This window comes from Pseudomonas sp. BF-B-15 (genome assembly GCF_019946675.1).
Lineage (GTDB): Bacteria > Pseudomonadota > Gammaproteobacteria > Pseudomonadales > Pseudomonadaceae > Aquipseudomonas > Aquipseudomonas migulae.
On sequence record NZ_JAGYFZ010000115.1, the window covers coordinates 1 to 17928 of the forward strand.

14 protein-coding genes are annotated in these 17928 nt (G+C 59.6%); 11 read left to right on the forward strand and 3 right to left on the reverse strand.

Annotated features, from left to right (window positions below):
• From KGA97_RS25595 to KGA97_RS25615, 5 genes are all read left to right on the forward strand, one after another.
• A partial coding sequence (locus KGA97_RS25595; RefSeq protein WP_223481731.1) for an MATE family efflux transporter occupies nt 1-1291 on the forward strand: 1291 nt, incomplete at its 5' end.
• A 555-nt stretch (nt 1292-1846) separates the two neighbouring features.
• Nucleotides 1847-2494 (forward strand): hypothetical protein, encoded by a 648-nt coding sequence (locus KGA97_RS25600; RefSeq protein WP_207286544.1) that lies wholly within the window; start codon nt 1847-1849, stop codon nt 2492-2494.
• Between the two features lie 213 nt (nt 2495-2707).
• Nucleotides 2708-3385, forward strand: a complete 678-nt coding sequence (locus KGA97_RS25605; RefSeq protein ID WP_223481732.1) for a phosphoribosyltransferase — start codon at nt 2708-2710, stop codon at nt 3383-3385.
• 305 nt (nt 3386-3690) lie between these two features.
• Entirely contained in the window at nt 3691-4143 is a 453-nt protein-coding gene (locus KGA97_RS25610) for an Ohr family peroxiredoxin (protein ID WP_008030850.1), read from the forward strand.
• A 69-nt stretch (nt 4144-4212) separates the two neighbouring features.
• Nucleotides 4213-4665 carry an Ohr family peroxiredoxin gene (locus KGA97_RS25615; protein ID WP_008040597.1) on the forward strand — a complete coding sequence of 151 codons (453 nt, stop codon included), beginning with the start codon at nt 4213-4215 and terminating at the stop codon, nt 4663-4665.
• A 72-nt stretch (nt 4666-4737) separates the two neighbouring features.
• Here the strand turns inward: KGA97_RS25615 and KGA97_RS25620 are convergent, their stop codons facing one another.
• Nucleotides 4738-5496 (reverse strand): SDR family oxidoreductase, encoded by a 759-nt coding sequence (locus KGA97_RS25620; protein ID WP_223481733.1) that lies wholly within the window; start codon nt 5494-5496, stop codon nt 4738-4740.
• A gap of 203 nt (nt 5497-5699) precedes the next feature.
• Between KGA97_RS25620 and KGA97_RS25625 the strand changes: the two genes are divergently transcribed.
• The 4 genes from KGA97_RS25625 to KGA97_RS25640 all read left to right on the forward strand — a co-directional run bounded on the left by KGA97_RS25625 (nt 5700) and on the right by KGA97_RS25640 (nt 10933).
• Nucleotides 5700-6269: a YceI family protein gene (locus tag KGA97_RS25625; protein WP_223481734.1), complete on the forward strand. Its 570-nt coding sequence runs from the start codon at nt 5700-5702 to the stop codon at nt 6267-6269.
• 120 nt (nt 6270-6389) lie between these two features.
• On the forward strand, nt 6390-6935 hold the full coding sequence (locus KGA97_RS25630; RefSeq protein WP_008030859.1) for a sigma-70 family RNA polymerase sigma factor: 546 nt from the start codon (nt 6390-6392) through the stop codon (nt 6933-6935).
• A 26-nt stretch (nt 6936-6961) separates the two neighbouring features.
• The gene (locus KGA97_RS25635; RefSeq protein WP_223481737.1) at nt 6962-7891 is read left to right on the forward strand and encodes a FecR family protein; all 930 of its coding nucleotides are present in this window, start codon (nt 6962-6964) and stop codon (nt 7889-7891) included.
• A gap of 546 nt (nt 7892-8437) precedes the next feature.
• Nucleotides 8438-10933 carry a TonB-dependent siderophore receptor gene (locus KGA97_RS25640; protein ID WP_008030862.1) on the forward strand — a complete coding sequence of 832 codons (2496 nt, stop codon included), beginning with the start codon at nt 8438-8440 and terminating at the stop codon, nt 10931-10933.
• 476 nt (nt 10934-11409) lie between these two features.
• On the opposite strand, the gene KGA97_RS25645 is transcribed toward KGA97_RS25640, so the two are convergent.
• Nucleotides 11410-14793: an Ig-like domain-containing protein gene (locus tag KGA97_RS25645; protein WP_223481735.1), complete on the reverse strand. Its 3384-nt coding sequence runs from the start codon at nt 14791-14793 to the stop codon at nt 11410-11412.
• Nucleotides 14794-15143: 350 nt separating this feature from the next.
• Here KGA97_RS25645 and KGA97_RS25650 point away from each other — a divergent pair, with 350 nt between their 5' ends.
• Nucleotides 15144-15836 (forward strand): GNAT family N-acetyltransferase, encoded by a 693-nt coding sequence (locus KGA97_RS25650; RefSeq protein ID WP_008034576.1) that lies wholly within the window; start codon nt 15144-15146, stop codon nt 15834-15836.
• A 69-nt stretch (nt 15837-15905) separates the two neighbouring features.
• Here KGA97_RS25650 and KGA97_RS25655 read toward each other — a convergent pair whose 3' ends face one another.
• A complete protein-coding gene (locus KGA97_RS25655; RefSeq protein WP_223481736.1) occupies nt 15906-16346 on the reverse strand; it encodes a hotdog fold domain-containing protein in 441 nt (146 codons plus the stop codon).
• 162 nt (nt 16347-16508) lie between these two features.
• Here KGA97_RS25655 and KGA97_RS25660 point away from each other — a divergent pair, with 162 nt between their 5' ends.
• The gene (locus KGA97_RS25660; RefSeq protein WP_223481738.1) at nt 16509-17126 is read left to right on the forward strand and encodes a TetR/AcrR family transcriptional regulator; all 618 of its coding nucleotides are present in this window, start codon (nt 16509-16511) and stop codon (nt 17124-17126) included.
• Nucleotides 17127-17928: the final 802 nt, after the last annotated feature.

Genomic DNA, 17928 nt, shown 5'->3' on the forward strand with positions numbered 1-17928 from the left:
CTCCAATTTCCTCCAATCCATGTCGGGCACCGTCAACAGCATCTACATCGGCCAAATGCTCGGCACCCAAGCCCTGGCCGCCGTCTCCGGCATGTTCCCCATCGTCTTCTTCTTCATCGCCCTGGTCATCGGCCTCGGTGCGGGTGCGAGCGTGCTCATCGGCCAAGCCTGGGGCGCACGGGAACCGCACTTGGTGAAAACCATCGCCGCTACCACGTTGCTGTTGGGCGCAATCATCGGCCTGACAGCGGCGGTGCTGGGCAGCGTATTCGCAAGACCAGCCTTGCAAGGTTTGGGCACTCCGGCCGACGTGCTGGACGACGCCGTGTCCTACGCCCACGTGATGATGTGGATCATGCCGTCGCTGTTGGTCTACGTCCTGTTCACCCAACTCCTGCGCGGGGTGAGCGATACGGTGTCGCCGCTGATCGCATTGGTGGTGTCGACCTGCATCGGGTTGGCGCTGACGCCGGCGTTGATTCGCGGTTGGTTCGGGTTGCCGATGTTGGGGATTCAGAGTGCGGCGTATGCGGGGTTGGCGGGGAATTTGTCGGCGATGGGGTGGTTGGCGTGGCGGTTGATTCGGCGGGAGCATCCGTTGGCGCCGGATCGGGAGATGTTTGCGGCGATGCGCCTGGATCGGGTGATTCTCGGCAAGGTGTTGCGCATTGGCTTGCCGACCGGGTTGCAGAGGGTGGTGTTGTCGGTGTCGGAGTTGGTGATTCTGGCGTTGGTGAATCAGCACGGTTCGCAGGCGACGGCGGCGTATGGGGCGGTGACGCAGATCGTCAATTATGTGCAGTTTCCGGCGTTGTCGATTGCGATCACGGCGTCGATTCTTGGGGCGCAGGCGATTGGGGCAGGGCGCATTGAGCGGATGGGGCCGATTCTGCGCACGGGGTTGTTGATCAATGTGTGCCTGACCGGTGGTTTGGTGGTGTTGGGTTACCTGTTGTCGCACTGGTTGCTGGGGTTGTTTCTGACGGACGATTTGACTCGGGCGAAGGCCGAGCACTTGTTGCACATCATGCTCTGGAGCCTGTTGGTGTTTGGCTTTCAGGCGATTGTCGGCGGGATCATGCGGGCCAGCGGCACGGTGTTGGTGCCGATGGCGATTTCGATTGTGTGCGTGCTTGGCGTGCAGTTGCCGATGGCGTATGTGCTGGACGGGCAATTCGGGTTGCAGGGTGTGTGGATGGCGTTTCCGGTGGCGTATTTGGGGATGCTGATATTGCAGACGTTGTATTACAAACTAGTGTGGCAACATCAGAAGATTGAACGCTTGGTGTAGATTGGATCCCTTATTTCAATCCTGGCCCTAATAAGTATGACTGTTTTAGTTGGTGGGGCCCTGAATGCGAGTTGGTCTCTATTGCAGATATCGTTAGTGAGGTAACAACTAATGGATCCAATAGACGAATCTAAGGCTTCAAGTAATTTACCAGGCCAGTTATCACGTGGCTTTCAGGGAAGTTGGGTATTATCCATCGAGGCGAGTTGTTTCTTCTGAACTAACCGTTTGTCGGTGGTTTGCACGAAAAATGAACATTTTTGCTTTAATGCCCTCTGATACTTCAGCACGTCGCCATGACCTGCCCCTGCAGCTGCAGAAAGAGAAGTGGATCCCGAACCTCATATGCATTGAATGCAAATGAGGATTTTTTTACCTGAAATTCAGGAGCCAACAAATAGCCGAACTTGATTTGCCGGGCAAATTAATCGGTTCAGCCGCGCCAAATCACTGATTTGGCTTGTCTTTTATCAGTCGGATCTCGTAGGGCCTGCAACTCGATTAGAGCCCCGCTGAACTAATGATTCGCACTGTATAATCAGTTGGAGAAGTACCGTGTCTATAAATACAATTATGAGTCTGGTCGAAAACAAAGAATGTATGGAATTTGTGCGGTTGGGTGTTGTTTATGCTCACTTGGTCGCCTGTTGTGTTGCCATTGGTTTGGTGTTGACCAGTGATATAGCCATGGTTAAGAACTTGTTGAAGGGCAAGGTGTTGTCGGAGCACGATAATGCGCATCTGGAAAGTCTCCAGACGTCTGTCGTTGTTGCATTGATTGCTTTGTGGGTCACCGGTATTGCAATTGTGGGTATTGATTACCTGGAGAAGGGAGTCGAGTACTTCATGAACCCGAAACTTCAAGCCAAAGTGATCATTGTCATGTTGCTGACGTACAACGGCATCTTGTTGCATCGCCTGGTGTTGCCGGCTATGCAGAAGGCCGGATCGCTGCTCAAGCTCGAGTTTAGCGCTCGGATGCTGGCGCTGTTCTGCGGCTCGCTGTCGGCGGTGTCCTGGATGTATGCGGCCCTGCTGGGTGTCGGACGCCCGTTGGCCTGGAAGTATTCACTCTCTGAACTGTTGATGGCGTATCCGCTGTTGATTGCACTGGGTTTCCTGGCAATGCTGGCATTGACTCAACGAGTGATAAAACAGAACGACGATGTGGTGCCGCAACGGGCTGTTGCGAGTGCTTGCTAAGTTGTAACGTTCGCTGAACTTTCCGGACACCTCCGGTTTAAAAAGAGGGCCACCCGTAACAGGGTGGCTCTTTTTTTTTGCGTCAAAAGTTGCTCCAGAAAGTCGAGTCGTCGGTGTAGGCCGGCGGGCTTGCTGTCGTCCACCTTCGGACTGACAATCCAGAGTGACGGTGATGTAAACCGACAGGCTTGATCGCCTGGGGAGGTTTTCCACATGAGTCCTTCATCGACAACCATTCTGCAAGACCGCGCCGATGCCGGTCGGCGGCTGGTGGCGCCGTTGCTCAAGTACGCGCATCGCCCCGATGTCATCGTCCTCGCCTTGCCCCGTGGCGGTGTGCCGGTGGCGTATGAAGTGGCGACCGCGCTGGACGTTCGCCTCGACCTGATGCTGGTGCGCAAACTGGGCGTTCCGACCCATCAGGAGCTGGCGATGGGCGCGATTGCCAGCGGCGGTATTCAAATCCTCAATGAGCATACGCTGCGGGCACACCCGATTGATCAGGCAACGTTCGCTGCCGTGGTCGCACGGGAAACACGCGAACTGCTGCGGCGTGAGCAGGTGTATCGCGGAACGCGTGCGCCGGTGCAGCTCAAGGATCAGGTGGTGATTCTGATTGACGATGGCCTGGCGACGGGCGCTTCGATGAGGGCGGCGATTCACGCGGTGCACGCACAGGTGCCGGCGCGCATTGTCGTCGCGGTGCCGGTGGCGCCGGTTGAAACGGCGGAGGCGCTGCGCGGTGAGGTGGACGAGTTGGTGTGCCCGATCACTGCTGATTGGTTTATGTCGATCGGGCATTGGTACGTGGATTTTTCCCAGACTGCGGATGCCGAGGTCATCGGTTTGTTGACGCGGGCGTGGCAGCGGCAGGGGAGTGGGGCGGCGTAAACATTTGGGGTTTGAGAGATGGGTCATCCGTTGCAGGGTGGCCCATTTTTTTTGGCTGGAAGTTGCGTTGATCTTGAGGGCGCCATCGCCGGCAAGCCGGCTCCTACAGTGTCCGCGTGTAAACCCGATCCTTGTAGGAGCCGGCTTGCTGGCGATGGCGGCCTCACGGTTTATACCGCTCGTCGCAGAACTCGCTAACCACCTATTGACACCCACCGGCATCTGCGTGAATATTCATCCATCGCATGCGACACAATCGAATGCGACACTAAATCAAACCTATCGCAATATCGAGGATTCACCCCATGAGCAAGATCGAAAAAGTCCTGGCCACCGGCAAAACCCACACCACCGCCAGCGCTGCCGGCAACACCTCCGGCGGCCACAACGGCAGCCTCGACATCACCCTGTCGACACCCGGCAGCGCCAAACCTGCTCATGTGTTTGCCGGCACCCAGCCGCACCCGGCTGCCGAGCAACTGTTCGCCGGTGCATGGTCGGCGTGCTACACCGCAGCCGTCGGTCTGGTGGCCAATGATTTGAACGTGGTGCTGCCAGCGGACTTCTCCGTCGACATCGAAGTCGATCTGGGGCAAACCGGCCCGGCCTACTTCCTTCAGGCTCGTTTGACTCTGCGCGTACCTGGCCTGCCACACGACATCGCCACCACGCTGGCGCACACCGCTGATCAGATCTGCCCATACTCGAAAGCAACACGCGGCAATATTGATGTGGCACTGAACGTCCTCACCGTTTAATTATTGTCAAAACATCGCGTGCGATAAAAGCGCACGCGAAAAACAAATCCCTAATTGAGAGCATTCATCATGAGCAAGATCGAAAAAGTCCTGGCCACCGGCAAAACCCACACCACCCCTAGCGCAGCCGGCAACACGTCGCGCGGCCACAACGGCAACCTCGACATCGTGCTGTCCTCGCCCGGCAGCGCAAAACCGGCGCACCAGTTTTCGAACATTCTGCCGCACCCGACCGCCGAGCAATTGTTCTCCGGCGCCTGGTCGGCCTGCTATAGCGCCGCCGTCGGCCTGGTGGCCAAGGAGCTGAACGTGACACTGCCGGCCGACACGGCGGTAGACATCGAAGTTGATTTGGGCCAGACCGGCCAGGCGTATTTCATCCAGGGGCGATTGACCCTGCGCGTACCGGGCCTGTCGAACGAGGTCGCAACGAAACTGGCGCATGGCGCCCATGAGATCTGCCCGTACTCCAAAGCCACTCGCGGCAACATCGACGTGACGTTGAACGTCATCACCGAGTGATGCACCGCACGACCGGTTCGACTTCGCCAGGCGAGTCGAACCGGCCGCCGGCCCGGGCAACATCGATAAGCGTCAATTGGGCGCCAATGTGCTCTTCAGCCAATGTTCAAAACGTGTCGCGCCCACGATTGGATTCGCTCCCGGCGTCAGTGACTGATCGTTGATGGGCGCACCGAAGTAAGGAACCGTGTCATCCGCGACGACCTCGCGCGGGTCTTTGATGTGCTGCAGGTATTGGCTCACGAATTCAACGATTGGCCTGCGATCCGGCCCGGCGACTTCCAGGGTCTGGTTGTCTGGCGCTTTCAAGGCAATATCGGTCAGGGCCTTGGCGACATCGAGCGAGGCAATCGGTTGCAGTGCGGCAGGGGTCAGGTGGATGGTGTTGCCGTCTTCGCGACCCGAGTAGGCAATGGCACCGATGAACTCGAAGAACTGCGTGGCGCGCAGGATCGTGTAGGGAATGCCCGAGTGTTTGATGAGTCTTTCCTGAGCCATTTTCGCCCGGAAGTAACCACTTTCGAGCATGCGCTCGGTGCCGACCACCGACAGTGCAACATGGTGTTTGACGCCGTCGATTTTCTCCGCCGCGAACAGGTTTTTCCCGGCCGTTTCGAAAAAATGCAACGCCGCGTGATCCTCGAATGAGGGCGAGTTCGCCACGTCCACCACCACGTCTGCGCCTTTCAAGGCTTCCTTCAGTCCTTCGCCACTGATGACGTTGACGCCGGTACTCGGCGACGCTGCCAGCGCTTCATGCCCCAGTGCCCGCAGGTTTTTGCACAGTTGACTGCCGATCAGTCCAGTCCCTCCGATGACGACGATTTTCATGACCCGTCTCCCGTTGCGGTGAATGGAACACTCATTAAACACCTGCATGACTCAGGCATCCGGCGCGTAACGGGGTTGCGCGACAGGTGGTCGGGCCGTCAGTGCACCCATGGCACAAACGGCGATTTTTTGCTTTAGTCCACCTATGGCTGGCCTTTGTGTGCAGCACCTCACTGCACCAGGGCGTCCTGCCGGAGAATCCCATGAACCTTCGTTTCCCGCGTTCCGCCGCCGTGCTTGTCGCGCTCACGCTCGGCGTGTTGCCGTGCGCCGATGCCATCGAATACAAACAGGTGAATGAGACCGCCAGCACGATCTCTTTCACCTACAAACAGTTCAGCTCACGGGTCTACGGCACGTTCGGCAAGTTCGAAGGCACGCTGGATTTCGACACGGCGAACCCCTCGGCATCCCACGCGGTGCTCACGATCGAGCTCGACAGCATCGATGCCGGAAGCAGTGACGCCAACGAAGAGCTGAAAAAGCCCGCGTGGTTCGACACGGCCGCTTATCCGAAGGCGACATTTGAATCGACCGCTGTAAAAGCGTTGAGCAACAACCGTTACTTGATCACCGGCAATCTCACCCTCAAGAAAATAACGCGCACGGTGCAAGTGCCGGTCCTGCTGAAGTCCCAGAAAGCCATCGGCATATTCGATGGCCAGCTGACGCTCAAGCGCAGCGACTTCAAAATCGGTGAAGGCGAGTGGGGGGATACGGTGGTTTCCGACGATATCAACATCAGGTTCCGGATGGTTGCGCCGGAGCAATAGCTGTTCAGCGTGCTGCGCAGTGTTCTGAATCACAGCGACTTTTCGTCGCTTGCTCTGCCATGGTTTTACTGTCATCGTTCGCGCTACTGGTAATCTTTCTTATTTGAGAAATTTTTGCGTATGCGCGATTTTTCCGTGGCTGATGACGACGTTGCCCGTCGTCGGCGGACCTTCACCGACCTCTATAGCGATCACCATTCCTGGTTGCATGGCTGGCTACGGAAAAAACTCGGCTGTTCGCAACGTGCGGCCGATTTGGCCCATGACGCGTTCATTCGCGTGCTCACCCTCGCCGAGCCTCACACCATCAAAGAGCCGCGGGCATTTCTGGCGACCATGGCGGGGCGCTTGTTGATCGATGGGGCCCGACGCCGGCGGATCGAGCAGGCGTACCTCGAGGCGCTGGCGATCCAGGCGCATGACGCCGGCATGCCCGACCCCGAAGCGATCCATGTGGCGCTTGAGGCGCTGGAAAAAATCGCCGTGATGCTCGCCGGGTTGCCAGACAAGAACCGTGAGGCGTTCCTGCTCAGCCGGCTCGACGGCCTTACCTACAGCGAGATCGCGATTGAACTGAAAGTGTCCGCCAGCACGGTCAAAAACTACGTCGCCGGTGCGCTCGTCCATTGCTACAACACCTTGTACGGGGCGGAACAGCCGTCGTGACGAACATCCAACCACCCTCCGAGCAGATGATCCTTGAGGCGGCTTACTGGCTGACGTTGTTGCACGACGATTTGGCTACCGACGCCGAACGTGTGGCTTTCGATGTCTGGTGCGAAGCCGACCCGCGCCACGCGCTCGCCCTGGAGCGCATGCGGGCTTTGTGGGGCGGTTTTGACGAGCTGCCTGCCGCCCCCGCACGCGTTGCCCTCAAGCATGCCTTTGCCCGGCCGGGCCCGAGAGTGTCGGGCCGTGGCGCCCAGGCGATTGCGCTGCTGGGTGTGTTGGTCTGTGGCTGGATCGGCCTGGACAACATGCCGGTCTGGCTCGCCGATCAACGTACCGGCGTGGGCGAGCGGCGCGAGGTGGTGCTTTCGGACGGCAGCCATATTCAGCTCAACAGTCATTCGGCGCTGGACGTGAAGTTCGACGGCCAGCAGCGCGTCATCGAGTTGTTGGAAGGGGAGATGTGGGTCGAGGTGGCCAAGGACGCCCGGCGTCCGTTTGTGGTGCGCACTGATCAGGGGACGGCGACGGCACTGGGCACGCGATATCTGGTGAAACGCGCAGCCGATGGTTCGACCGTGGTCAGTGTGCTGGAGTCTGTCGTTGCCGCCAAAGCCAACGGCGCCGAGGCGGTGAACGTTGCGGCGGGCGAGCAAACCACCCTCAGAGCGGGCCGGGCGCAAGCACCGCAACCTATCGGCAACGCCCACCCGGATGCCTGGACCCGGGGCCTGCTCAAAGTCGATGACCGCCCCTTGAGCGAAGTGCTTCAGGCCCTCGCCGGTTACCGACGGGGCCTGGTGCGCTACGACGAACAGGCGCTGCAAGGGCTGCGCGTCTCCGGCGTGTTCCGCCTCGACGACACCGATGCTGCACTCGCGACACTGGCGGACAACCTGCCGATCCAGGTCGAGCACTTCACCGATCTGCTGGTGGTGATCAAACCCCTCTAACCCCCCAACCCTGTAGGAGCCGGCTTGCCGGCGATCCAGGCGACACGGTCTGCCTGACCCACCGCCATCGCTGGCAAGCCAGCTCCTACAAGGTTGAGGAAGGCATCAATACCGTTTCACCCCAACCTGTAGGAGCCGGCTTGCCGGCGATCCAGGCGACACGGTCTGCCTGACCCACCGCCATCGCTGGCAAGCCAGCTCCTACAAGGTTGAGGAAGGCATCAATACCGTTTCACCCCAACCTGTAGGAGCCGGCTTGCCGGCGATCCAGGCGACACGGTCTGCCTGACCCACCGCCATCGCTGGCAAGCCAGCTCCTACAAGGTTGAGGAAGGCATCAATACCGTTTCACCCCAACCTGTAGGAGCCGGCTTGCCGGCGATCCAGGCGACACGGTCTGCCTGACCCACCGCCATCGCGAGCAGGCTCGCTCCTACAGGGTTTCGGGGTTTCAAAAAATATTAATGCAAATCGCTCGCATTCATTGTCTGTTTTTCCGACATGGCCGTCATGGTTAGTAACGCCTTCCATTTCGCAGGATTTCTCATGTCTCGCTTTGCTCGTCCGTTGCACCCACTGGCGCTTTCAGTGGCGATGGCTTTTGTCGCGGCGCCGCTGCTGGCTGCCGAATCGCCGGTCGCGGGTTCACACACCAGTGCTGTCCGCAGTTTTTCGATCCCGGCCGGGGATTTGAGTCAGGCGCTGAACAGCCTGGCCGAGCAGGCGGACCTGGTGTTGGCCTTCGACCCGGCCTTGACGCGCGGTAAACGCAGCAATGGCCTGAGCGGACCATTCAGCACCGGCGACGCACTTGCCCAATTGCTCCAGGGCAGCGGCCTCAACGCCATCGCGCTATCGGCCACGCGTTATCGCATCGAACCTGCACCCGAGGCGGTCGAAGGTTCTCTGGAGTTGCAGGCCACCAACATCAACGGCGCGTATGCGAGTGAAAGTCCGACCGGCCCGGTGGCGGGTTATGTCGCGACACGCGCGCTGTCGGCGACCAAGACCGATACGGCGCTGAACGAAACACCGCAGTCGATTTCCGTGGTCACCAAGGACCAGATGAGGGCCCAGGGCGCGGAGAATCTCAACCAGATCTTGCGTTACACCGCCGGCGTGATTCCCGAAACCCGTGGCTCTACCGCCTCGCGACTGGATCAGATGACCATCCGTGGTTTTTCCCCGGCCGTGTATCTGGACGGCTTGCGCATGCCGGGCAGTCGCGATGCCTCGCCGCAAAAGGACTCGTTTGATCTGGAGCGCGTGGACGTTTTGCGCGGGCCGTCGTCGGTGCTGTACGGTCAGGCCAGCCCCAGCGGTGTGGTGAACATGGTCAGCAAGCGGCCGCTGGATACGCCGTTCCATGAAATCGGCGTCGAGTACGGCACCTTCGACAAGAAACGCACGACCTTCGATTTGAGCGGCCCGCTCGACGACCAGGGCGTTTACTCCTATCGCCTGGCCGGTCTGTACGACGAGGCTGATGGTCAACTGGAACACACCGAAACCCAGCGTCAGTCCATTTCGTCGGCATTCACCTGGCGCCCGAGCGATGACACGTCGCTGACGCTGTTGGGGCATTTCCAAAAAGACCCGAAGGCGGCTTCGTACGGTTCGACACCGGCGTGGGGCTCGGTGTTGCACAGCCCGACCGGGCGTGACATCGATGTCGATTTCTATGACGGCGACAAGGATTTCGAGAAGAGTGACCGCGAGTATTTCTCCATCGGTTATTTGTTCGAACATCACCTCAACGACGTCTGGACCTTGCGTCAGAACGCGCGTTACCTGCGCAGCGAGGGCGTTTATCGCAGCCTCTACAACAGCAACCTGCGCGCCGATTACCGCACCTCCAACCGGTCGACCATTGCCACAGACGTCGACCTGGATGCCTACACCCTGGATAACCAGGTGCAAGCCAGATTCGACACCGGACCGGTGCAACACACGGTGCTGTTGGGTGGCGATTATCAGAACACCAGCACGGATACCAAGTCCGGTTTCGGCACGGGGCCGACGCTGGATATCTTTGACCCGGTCTATGGTGTTCCGGTCGTCACACCGGCGTTCACCACCGACGCGACGCAGCGTAACCAGCAGAAGGGCTTGTACCTGCAAGACCAGATCAAATGGGACAAGTGGGTGTTGCTGATGGGGGGGCGCTACGACTGGGCGACCAACAACAACAGCTCGATGAACTTGCGCAACAACGTCAAGACCAAAACCTCTCTGGACAGCGAGGCGTTCACCGGTCGCGTGGGGCTGGTCTATCTGTTCGATAACGGCCTGTCGCCGTACATCAGCTACGCCGAATCCTTCGAACCGCAGTCGGGCACCGGCTATGGTGGTTCGGTGTTCAAACCGACCGAGGGCCAGCAATACGAAGTGGGGATCAAGTACCAGCCACCGGGCAGCAACAGCTTTATCACTGCGTCGGTCTTCGACTTGCGCCAAAGCAACGTGCCGACGCTTGATCCGGATCCGACGCACCTGTGCGGCACCGGGCGTTGCCAGGAACAGAGCGGTGAAGTGCGCTCCCGTGGTTTCGAACTCGAAGGCAAGGCCAGCCTGAATGACAACCTGGACATCACCGCCGCGTACGCTTATCTGGACAACCGCATCACCAAGTCCAACAGCACCGTGAGCTACGCGCCGCTGACCGACATCGCCGTCGGCCCGGCAGTGCCGGCGAAAGGCACCACCAACTATGGCGTGCCGCGTCATACGGCCTCGGTCTGGGCGGATTACACCTTCCACGACGGCGTTGCCAAAGGCTTCGGTGTCGGCGGCGGGGCGCGTTACGTCGGTTCCTCCTGGGGCGACACTGCCAATACACTGAAGGTGCCGGGTTACACGCTGCTGGATGCGGCAGTGCACTACGACATCCCGCACATCAACAGCCTCAAGGACAACCTGCGCCTGGCGGTGAACGCCAGCAACCTGGCCAACAAAGAGTACGTGGCGTCGTGCTATTCCTACTCGTGGTGCTGGTATGGCGCACAGCGCACCGTTCAGGCGAGCGCGACGTATCAGTGGTAAAACACCCCGCTGAGCTGACACACCACGTCGCCTGAATCGCCAGCAAGCCGGCTCCTACACACCACCGAACCTGTAGGAGCCGGCTTGCCAGCGATGGCGGTGTATCTGATACACCGCGCAAGCCCCATCGCCAGCAAGCCGGCTCCTACAAGGATCAGTATTCACCTGACACACCACCGAACCTGTAGGAGCTGGCTTGCCAGCGATGGCGGTGTATCTGATACACCGCGCAAGCCCCATCGCCAGCAAGCCGGCTCCTACAAGGATCTGTATTCACCTGACACACCACCGAACCTGTAGGAGCTGGCTTGCCAGCGATGGCGGTGTATCGGATTCACCGCGCAAGCCCCATCGCCAGCAAGCTGGCTCCTACAAGGATCGGTATGCACCTGACACACCATCGAACCTGTAGGAGCCGGCTTGCTGGCGATTCAGGCGACGCGGTGTGGCTGACCAGACGTCAAAGCGTGGCCGTTTTAATGCACGGCAATTGGCGCTGTAACGGTCTTCCCGAGCGCTGAGCGAACGGTGATGGTCGGGCTCGGTGTCGGGCCGTTGCCGGTGGTGGTAACGGACAGTCTCCAGCGTGCACCCGTACCGTTCGGCGTGAGCGTCGCGGTTCCCAGATTGAGCTGGCCGCCCGTGGTCGACGCACTGACGGTGATGCTGTTGCCCGCCGCCCGCGAGGTCGTCCCGGTCACGTCCCAGGTATAGCGATTGTTGCTGCGCACGTTGACGGAAGCGCGGGTGACCAACAACATTTCATTCACCGCCGCCGCAGCGCTGACCGCCACGGACACCGTCGCCGGTTTGTCCGAGACGGCGCCAAGGTTGTCACTGGCTTCGTAGGTAAACACCGCAGTGAACGGCGCCGCAACAATGGCCGGTGGCATATAGAACACTCGAATGCCGTCGGTGCTCACGGAGCCCTGGCCCGAATCCGGCTGGGTCAGGCCGACAACCTTGAGCGGCAGGTTACCGTCCGGGTCGGTGTCGTTGGCGAGCACGCTGATGGTCACTGGCAGGCCGTTACTGCTCGTGGCGCTGTCATTGTTGGCCACGGGTTTTTTGTTCGGGCCTTCATTATCATCGCCGTCAACGCCAGTGCGGAAAGTCGGCAGTGCCACGGAGTTGACGAAGGTGACGCCGTCCCAACCCGGTATCGGCGTTGGCATCAACTGGAACTGCCCCGGATGCTCGGAATCCCAGCGCAGCAGCATCGACGTGTCCTCGTGCTGAGTGTTGTGGCAGTGCTCCATGTAGGTGCCGGCGAACTCGCGGAAGTGGAGCGCTACGTCGACATCCACTGAACTGTCGACGCCTTCGCCAATACGAAAGACGTCCTTGCGTGCCCATTTTTCCCATTCCGGCGGTGCCTTGCCATCGCGACTGAGAATGACGTCTTCTTCGAAATGCACATGCACCGGGTGGTTCCAGCCATTGCCGCCGTTCTTGATTTTCCACACTTCGAGGGTGCCGTCGCCGGAGAACCCGGCGTCCGTGGGGCCGCTGGCCAGTTGCGGTGCGGCACTGATGCGGCGCGGGTCCATGGGAAAGCCGGGGCCGCCATCGGTCTTGATCGTCCACGGTGCTTCATCGGTGCCATCGGAGCGACCGAAAATGAACTCCCGATGCCGCGCCACGTTGAGCCTGGCCTGGTCGTTCGGGTTGTCGCGATCGATGGGCAACGGGATCATCGTCTTGCCGCCAGGCACAAAGGCTGCCGGGTCCATGGCCACGTCCTGACCACTGTAGGGCTGAACCAACAGTTGCAGGAATTTGCCAACCAGCGGGTCGCCCCTGTCCCATTTCGGGCCATTGCTGGTTTGCTTGATGACGGCCTTGTACTTCTCGGACAGCACGTCAGCCAGGGGGGCGGGCTCCTCCGGGCCCTTGCCGTCTTCGTGCACCAGCAGGTTGACGAAGTACAGTTTGTCGCCGACCTTGATCCCGTTTTTCGAGAAGTTGACGATGATGTCGAAACGTTCGGCGATGCCCATGGTTGGCAGGATCGCATTGTTATTGGTCTTATCGCCGTCACCATCCAGGTCCATGCTGCCGTCGAACGGCACGGCGTGTTCCATGATATTGCCGTCGTTGGCAATCAGGTGGAGCGGCACCCGATTATAGGAAACCCCAGAACCGGCAGGCCCCGGAAATTCACCGCCATTGCCGCTGATTTCCCGTACCAGCGCCAGCTTGAAATAGCGCGACACCGAGCCGTTGAGAATGCGGAAACGGTAGCTGCGCGCGCGGACTTTCAGGCTCGGCTGGTACTGCCAGTTGACCAGCATCTGATCCCCGAGAAAGCCGTCGGTGTTGAACGGGTTGAACCACAACTGGCCGTTCTCGTCCCAGGCCTTATCGGAGATCAGCAGGTTCACGTCGTAGTCGCGGTTGCCCCAAGGCATTGCTGAACCGCTGGGAAAACGCAGGTTGACGCCGTCCTCGATCGCTTCGTTGCCGCGATCCACAGCGCTGTAGTAATTCATCATTGCCGCATTGCCCTTGTAGACATTCTGCGCGGTGAAATCGAGCATGTGGTCGTGGAACCAGTGGGTGCTCATGGTCTCGCGCCAGTCGCCACGGATTTTTATGCTGCCGTTTTCGCAGGTCTTGAGGCCCGGACTGACATCATTGACGAAGAGTTTTTCGCCCGGTGAGCAGGGGAAGGCTGCACGCGGATCCTGCGCCTTGGTGTTGATCGTGTCGTAGCCGGCCAGTTGCAGCGGCCAGCGATAATCGTAGAACTGCCCCGGAAAGAAAAATGCATTGGTAAAGCCATCGCTTTCAGCCGGCGAGTGCCCATTGTGTTCGTGGGTACTGATGGTGTGCAGGCCAAAACCGGCGTTGGCTGCGGGGTCGATTGGCAGGGCGTTGTAATGGCGCATCAGCAACGCTTGACCGTAGCGGACCATCAACAGTTTTGCCGGCACGGTACCGTCGAATGTCCACAGCGAGTTGTGATTCTGCACCGGCATTCTTGAATGAAAACGCACGTCGATACCGCGAGTGGTGCCCGCTGTCGCCGGGATGTCCGAAGTTTGGTAGTAGAGCCCGCCGGGGGCGAATTCACCCTTGTTGTAGTGGTGCAATTGTTGGGCGTCACGCAGGCCTTGGTTGGTTCTGGCACCGGCTTGAACAGTCTTGAACTGAACCTGCGGGAAGAACTCGTTCCAGCGTTGATGCGACCAGCCTTTTCCCGGTGGCCGACCCTCCGCCGGCGAGCCCACCGGATGCCGGTTGAGGAAGGCTTCGATCTGCGCCTTCCACGGGTTGCGGTCCAGTACATTGGAAAACTGCGACGGAAACGGGGACAACCCCGGCTGGCGCAGGAAGGCTTCGAGCGCTGCACTTGACGGGCCGCTGCGGGCGACGTTGTTCGGATCCTGCTGGGGCGCCGGGCCGAGGGTTGGCACGGGGAATGTCAGCGTCTGCGGCGGGGTAGTCGGGTCGAGTGCTTCTGAGCCGAACTCTTCAAACAGCAGCAGTTGTTGAGTGAATGGTTCGGCCCCGAACAAGGGGCTGGGTTTGCCGTTGGTGGGGTAGTTGAACGACGTCTGCGCGGCGGGCGGCAGTACGTTGTCGGCACGCGGCGTGTTTCGGTCGCCGAACACGCCGTTGGGCAAGGCCAGGGCACCTTGATTGGCCGGGGGAAGATTTTTCAGTGCTTCCAGGGCTGCCTTAGGGTCGGCAGGCGGGTTATGGAAGGCTGACGGATCGGTCGGAGGCGGTGGCCCGAAATCATCGAGCGGAGCGGCATTCACCGCAGACAGGCTGAAAGTCATCAGCATCACCAGAGTAATGCCCGGCGTCCGGAAAAAGCCGGGCGACTTGTTCACAGGAGCTGAGCTTTTCATGGTGGTTCTCTGGGGGCGTGTCGTGGTGTCGGCACATGCGCAAAAATCGACGCAAAAGCTGAGCCACTAACGAGATTGTCAGATAAATCATCGCGTTAGGTTCAGTGATATGCGTGGGAAGTGTTAACGAGAGTTAACAGTTGGGGGATATTCCTCAGTCTTGGGGAGGGTGTTATTCCCCATTGCCCCGTCCGGTGAGGAGGTGTTGTCGTTGGCCTCATCGCCGGCAAGCCGGCTCCTGCAGTTGATTTCCATAGTCACTCGGCATGACTGCCAACTGACACGCCACCCCGGTCTCGTCGGCGCGTTATGATAGGCGCGTCCGCCGCCAGAGTCAGAGCAGAGCCTCAATGCCCCAGATTACCCATTTCAAAACTCCGTGCCCCGAGCACCTCACCAGCCAGATTCTGCAGATGGTGGTCGATAACCTGACCGACATCAGCATGGTCGCCATCCCGCCGAGCAACCTGTTGTACAACGTTTACCAGTACGCGATCGGCTATGAGGTTCACCTCTATCTGGAGGCGCTGAACGGGGCGAAAGGGGTGGCGGTGGAGTTGCTGGTCGCGACCGATGTGGACGATCCGGAACAGGTCATCGGCTTCTTGCTGTACCTGCCGATCAAGGACGATCCAGAGGCGTGCGGCGTCGCATACATGGCGGTGCAGGCCGGCCATCGGCGTCAAGGCGTGGCGCGGCGGATGCTGCGGGAAATGGTCGGCCGCTACCCGCATGCCGAGCTGACCTGCGCGGTGGCCAAGGTGCCGTGGTTTGAATCGATGGGCTTTCAGGTGCTGGGCACGCGCGGCACGCAGGTGTTGATGAACACCCGCGATCATCGCTCTGACGGGTTGATGGGGTTGCTCGACGTGGCGTCGATCTACAGCTCGCTGGAGGTGCGGCAGATTCATACGTACCTGCTGCAAAAGCACGGCAAGCGGGCGATGCTCGATGCGGAAAAGCAGCGTGACCGGCATCTGGATCAATTGACGCACAAGGCCAATGAATTTGTCCGCGAGCGGTTGGGCGAGTCGCCGCGCTGACTGCGCCCCAACAGACAACTCGATCAACTGTGGGAGCGGGCTTGCTCCCACATTGGACCATGGCAAAATTCAGGAAAGCTTCACGTTCATGGTGATCCGCGCCGTGAACACCTTCTTCCCCTCGACGTCGTGAATATCCACCGGCACGAGCTTGTCGCCTTCCGTGGTCCAGTCCACGGAACCCCCATCGGCCACCGCCGTCACGCCGGTTTTTGCCTTCGCCAGGTACTCCACCGTCATGCCTTTTGGAATCCAGCGTGCGCCTTCGGGAATCGACACGTCGGTCATCATTCCCGCCGCCAATTCAGCCGCATTGCACATCGCGATCGCGTGCACGGTGCCCAAGTGGTTGGTGATTTCCTTGGCGAACGGCACCTGCACCGTCGCGCAGCCTTTGCGCAACTCCGTGACCAGCGGGTTGATGGTGCTGAAGTAGGGCGCAACCTGACAGGCCATTTTGCTGAATGCTTGCGGGCCCACGCTGTTGAACATGCTGAGAAACTGACTCATTTGAAACCTCGCTGAGGGGCTTAAAACAGAATGGTGTTCCGTTACAGAATAATGTTCTGTAACGGAACAGTATTCTGTCGACGGGAAATCTGTCAACCTGTCGCCACGTGTCCGATGGCAGTCATCTGCCTTCACCATCGATTTTTTGGGACTGTGTTGAGCATGGAAACGTCAGATTTACTCGAGCGCTGCTACCCCGGAAGACGCGCCGAACTCAAGCGCGATATTTTTCGAAAGGCCCTCGCCCTGTTCAACGAGCAGGGGATCGAGGCCACGACCATTGAAATGATCCGCGCCGAATGCGACACGAGCGTGGGCGCGATTTATCACCACTTCGGGAACAAGGAAGGGTTGGTGGCCGCGCTGTTTTTCACCGCCCTGGATGATCAGGCCAGGCTGCGCGACAGCTATTTGAGCGAGGCGAAAACCACGCAAGAGGGTGTGTATGCGCTGGTGCACAGTTACGTGGATTGGGTCGACAGCCAACCCGAATGGGCGCGGTTCCAGTACCACGCGCGATTTGCTGTCACCAAGGGGCCTTTGAAGGACGAACTGGCTACCCGTAACAAGATGCGCAACAAGCGATTGCTGGAATGGCTGTCGGATTCGGCCAGAGGCGATGAGTTGAAAGGTTTTCCGGCTGAATTGATGCTGTCGCTGATTATTGGTCAGGCAGACAACTATTGCAGGACGTGGTTGTCGGGTCGGGTGAAGGGCAGTCCGAAGGTGTACAGGGACGAGCTTGCACAGGCGGCGTGGCGGTCGATTTCCGGTGGTTGACCAGCAAAAAAGCCTGGCCTGATTGCGCAATGCTGTTCGGAGGGCATGCGCTAACGGGAGGTTTTGAATGGGGGCATATCCGTTGCTGCGGTAACGGCGGCTATTGGTTTCGCCCTTACGGCGAGTCACTTGGAAGAGCCCCAAGTAACCAAGGGCTCTTGCCCCTTTCGTTCGGTGGCTCGCTAATGCTCGCCATGCCCTCGCTCCGGTCCTGCTCCGTGGGCCCGCCGCGATCGGCCATCCTTGGCCGTGCGCGGCTAACCCGGCATCCATGCCGGGTTGCCCACTACGCAGAACCTGCGCTCGGCCTCTCGAGGGGGCGCTCAGATCAAAAGCGGAAGGCGAGCTAACGCTCGGCCTGATGAGTGGTGGAAATCAAAAGCGTACACCGATCCCTGTAGGAGCCGGCTTGCCGGCGAAAAACGTTTGGACAACGCGTTCATTCAGACAGCCCGCGTTATCGTTGACGTCCATCGCCAGCAAGCTGGCTCCTACAATTTTGAATCGTGTGAACCCAATCCCTTGTAGGAGCCGGCTTGCTGGCGATAGCGGTGGGTCAGTCGCGCATTTATCGCCTGAAAGAACGCCATCGCCAGCAAGCCGGCTCCTACAGGGGGCGGTGTACAGATTCGGAATGAGTGAACGCAGCAGTGAAGGAGAACGCGTACGCAAAATGAGCCAGGTCGGCTTTCAGGCCGCCTCGGCGGCTGTGGCGGTAGTCGCCCCCTCGAGAGGCCGAGTGGAGGTTCTGCGTAGTGGGCAACCCGGCAAGGATGCCGGGTTAGCCGCCCCCGGCCATGGA

Coding starts and splice junctions, on each gene's coding strand:
- KGA97_RS25605 (WP_223481732.1), top strand. CDS start 2,708: ATGAGTCCTTCATCGACAACCATTCTGCAAGACCGCGCCGATGCCGGT.
- KGA97_RS25610 (WP_008030850.1), top strand. CDS start 3,691: ATGAGCAAGATCGAAAAAGTCCTGGCCACCGGCAAAACCCACACCACC.
- KGA97_RS25615 (WP_008040597.1), top strand. CDS start 4,213: ATGAGCAAGATCGAAAAAGTCCTGGCCACCGGCAAAACCCACACCACC.
- KGA97_RS25620 (WP_223481733.1), bottom strand. CDS start 5,496: ATGAAAATCGTCGTCATCGGAGGGACTGGACTGATCGGCAGTCAACTG.
- KGA97_RS25625 (WP_223481734.1), top strand. CDS start 5,700: ATGAACCTTCGTTTCCCGCGTTCCGCCGCCGTGCTTGTCGCGCTCACG.
- KGA97_RS25630 (WP_008030859.1), top strand. CDS start 6,390: ATGCGCGATTTTTCCGTGGCTGATGACGACGTTGCCCGTCGTCGGCGG.
- KGA97_RS25635 (WP_223481737.1), top strand. CDS start 6,962: ATGATCCTTGAGGCGGCTTACTGGCTGACGTTGTTGCACGACGATTTG.
- KGA97_RS25640 (WP_008030862.1), top strand. CDS start 8,438: ATGTCTCGCTTTGCTCGTCCGTTGCACCCACTGGCGCTTTCAGTGGCG.
- KGA97_RS25645 (WP_223481735.1), bottom strand. CDS start 14,793: ATGAAAAGCTCAGCTCCTGTGAACAAGTCGCCCGGCTTTTTCCGGACG.
- KGA97_RS25650 (WP_008034576.1), top strand. CDS start 15,144: ATGCCCCAGATTACCCATTTCAAAACTCCGTGCCCCGAGCACCTCACC.
- KGA97_RS25655 (WP_223481736.1), bottom strand. CDS start 16,346: ATGAGTCAGTTTCTCAGCATGTTCAACAGCGTGGGCCCGCAAGCATTC.
- KGA97_RS25660 (WP_223481738.1), top strand. CDS start 16,509: ATGGAAACGTCAGATTTACTCGAGCGCTGCTACCCCGGAAGACGCGCC.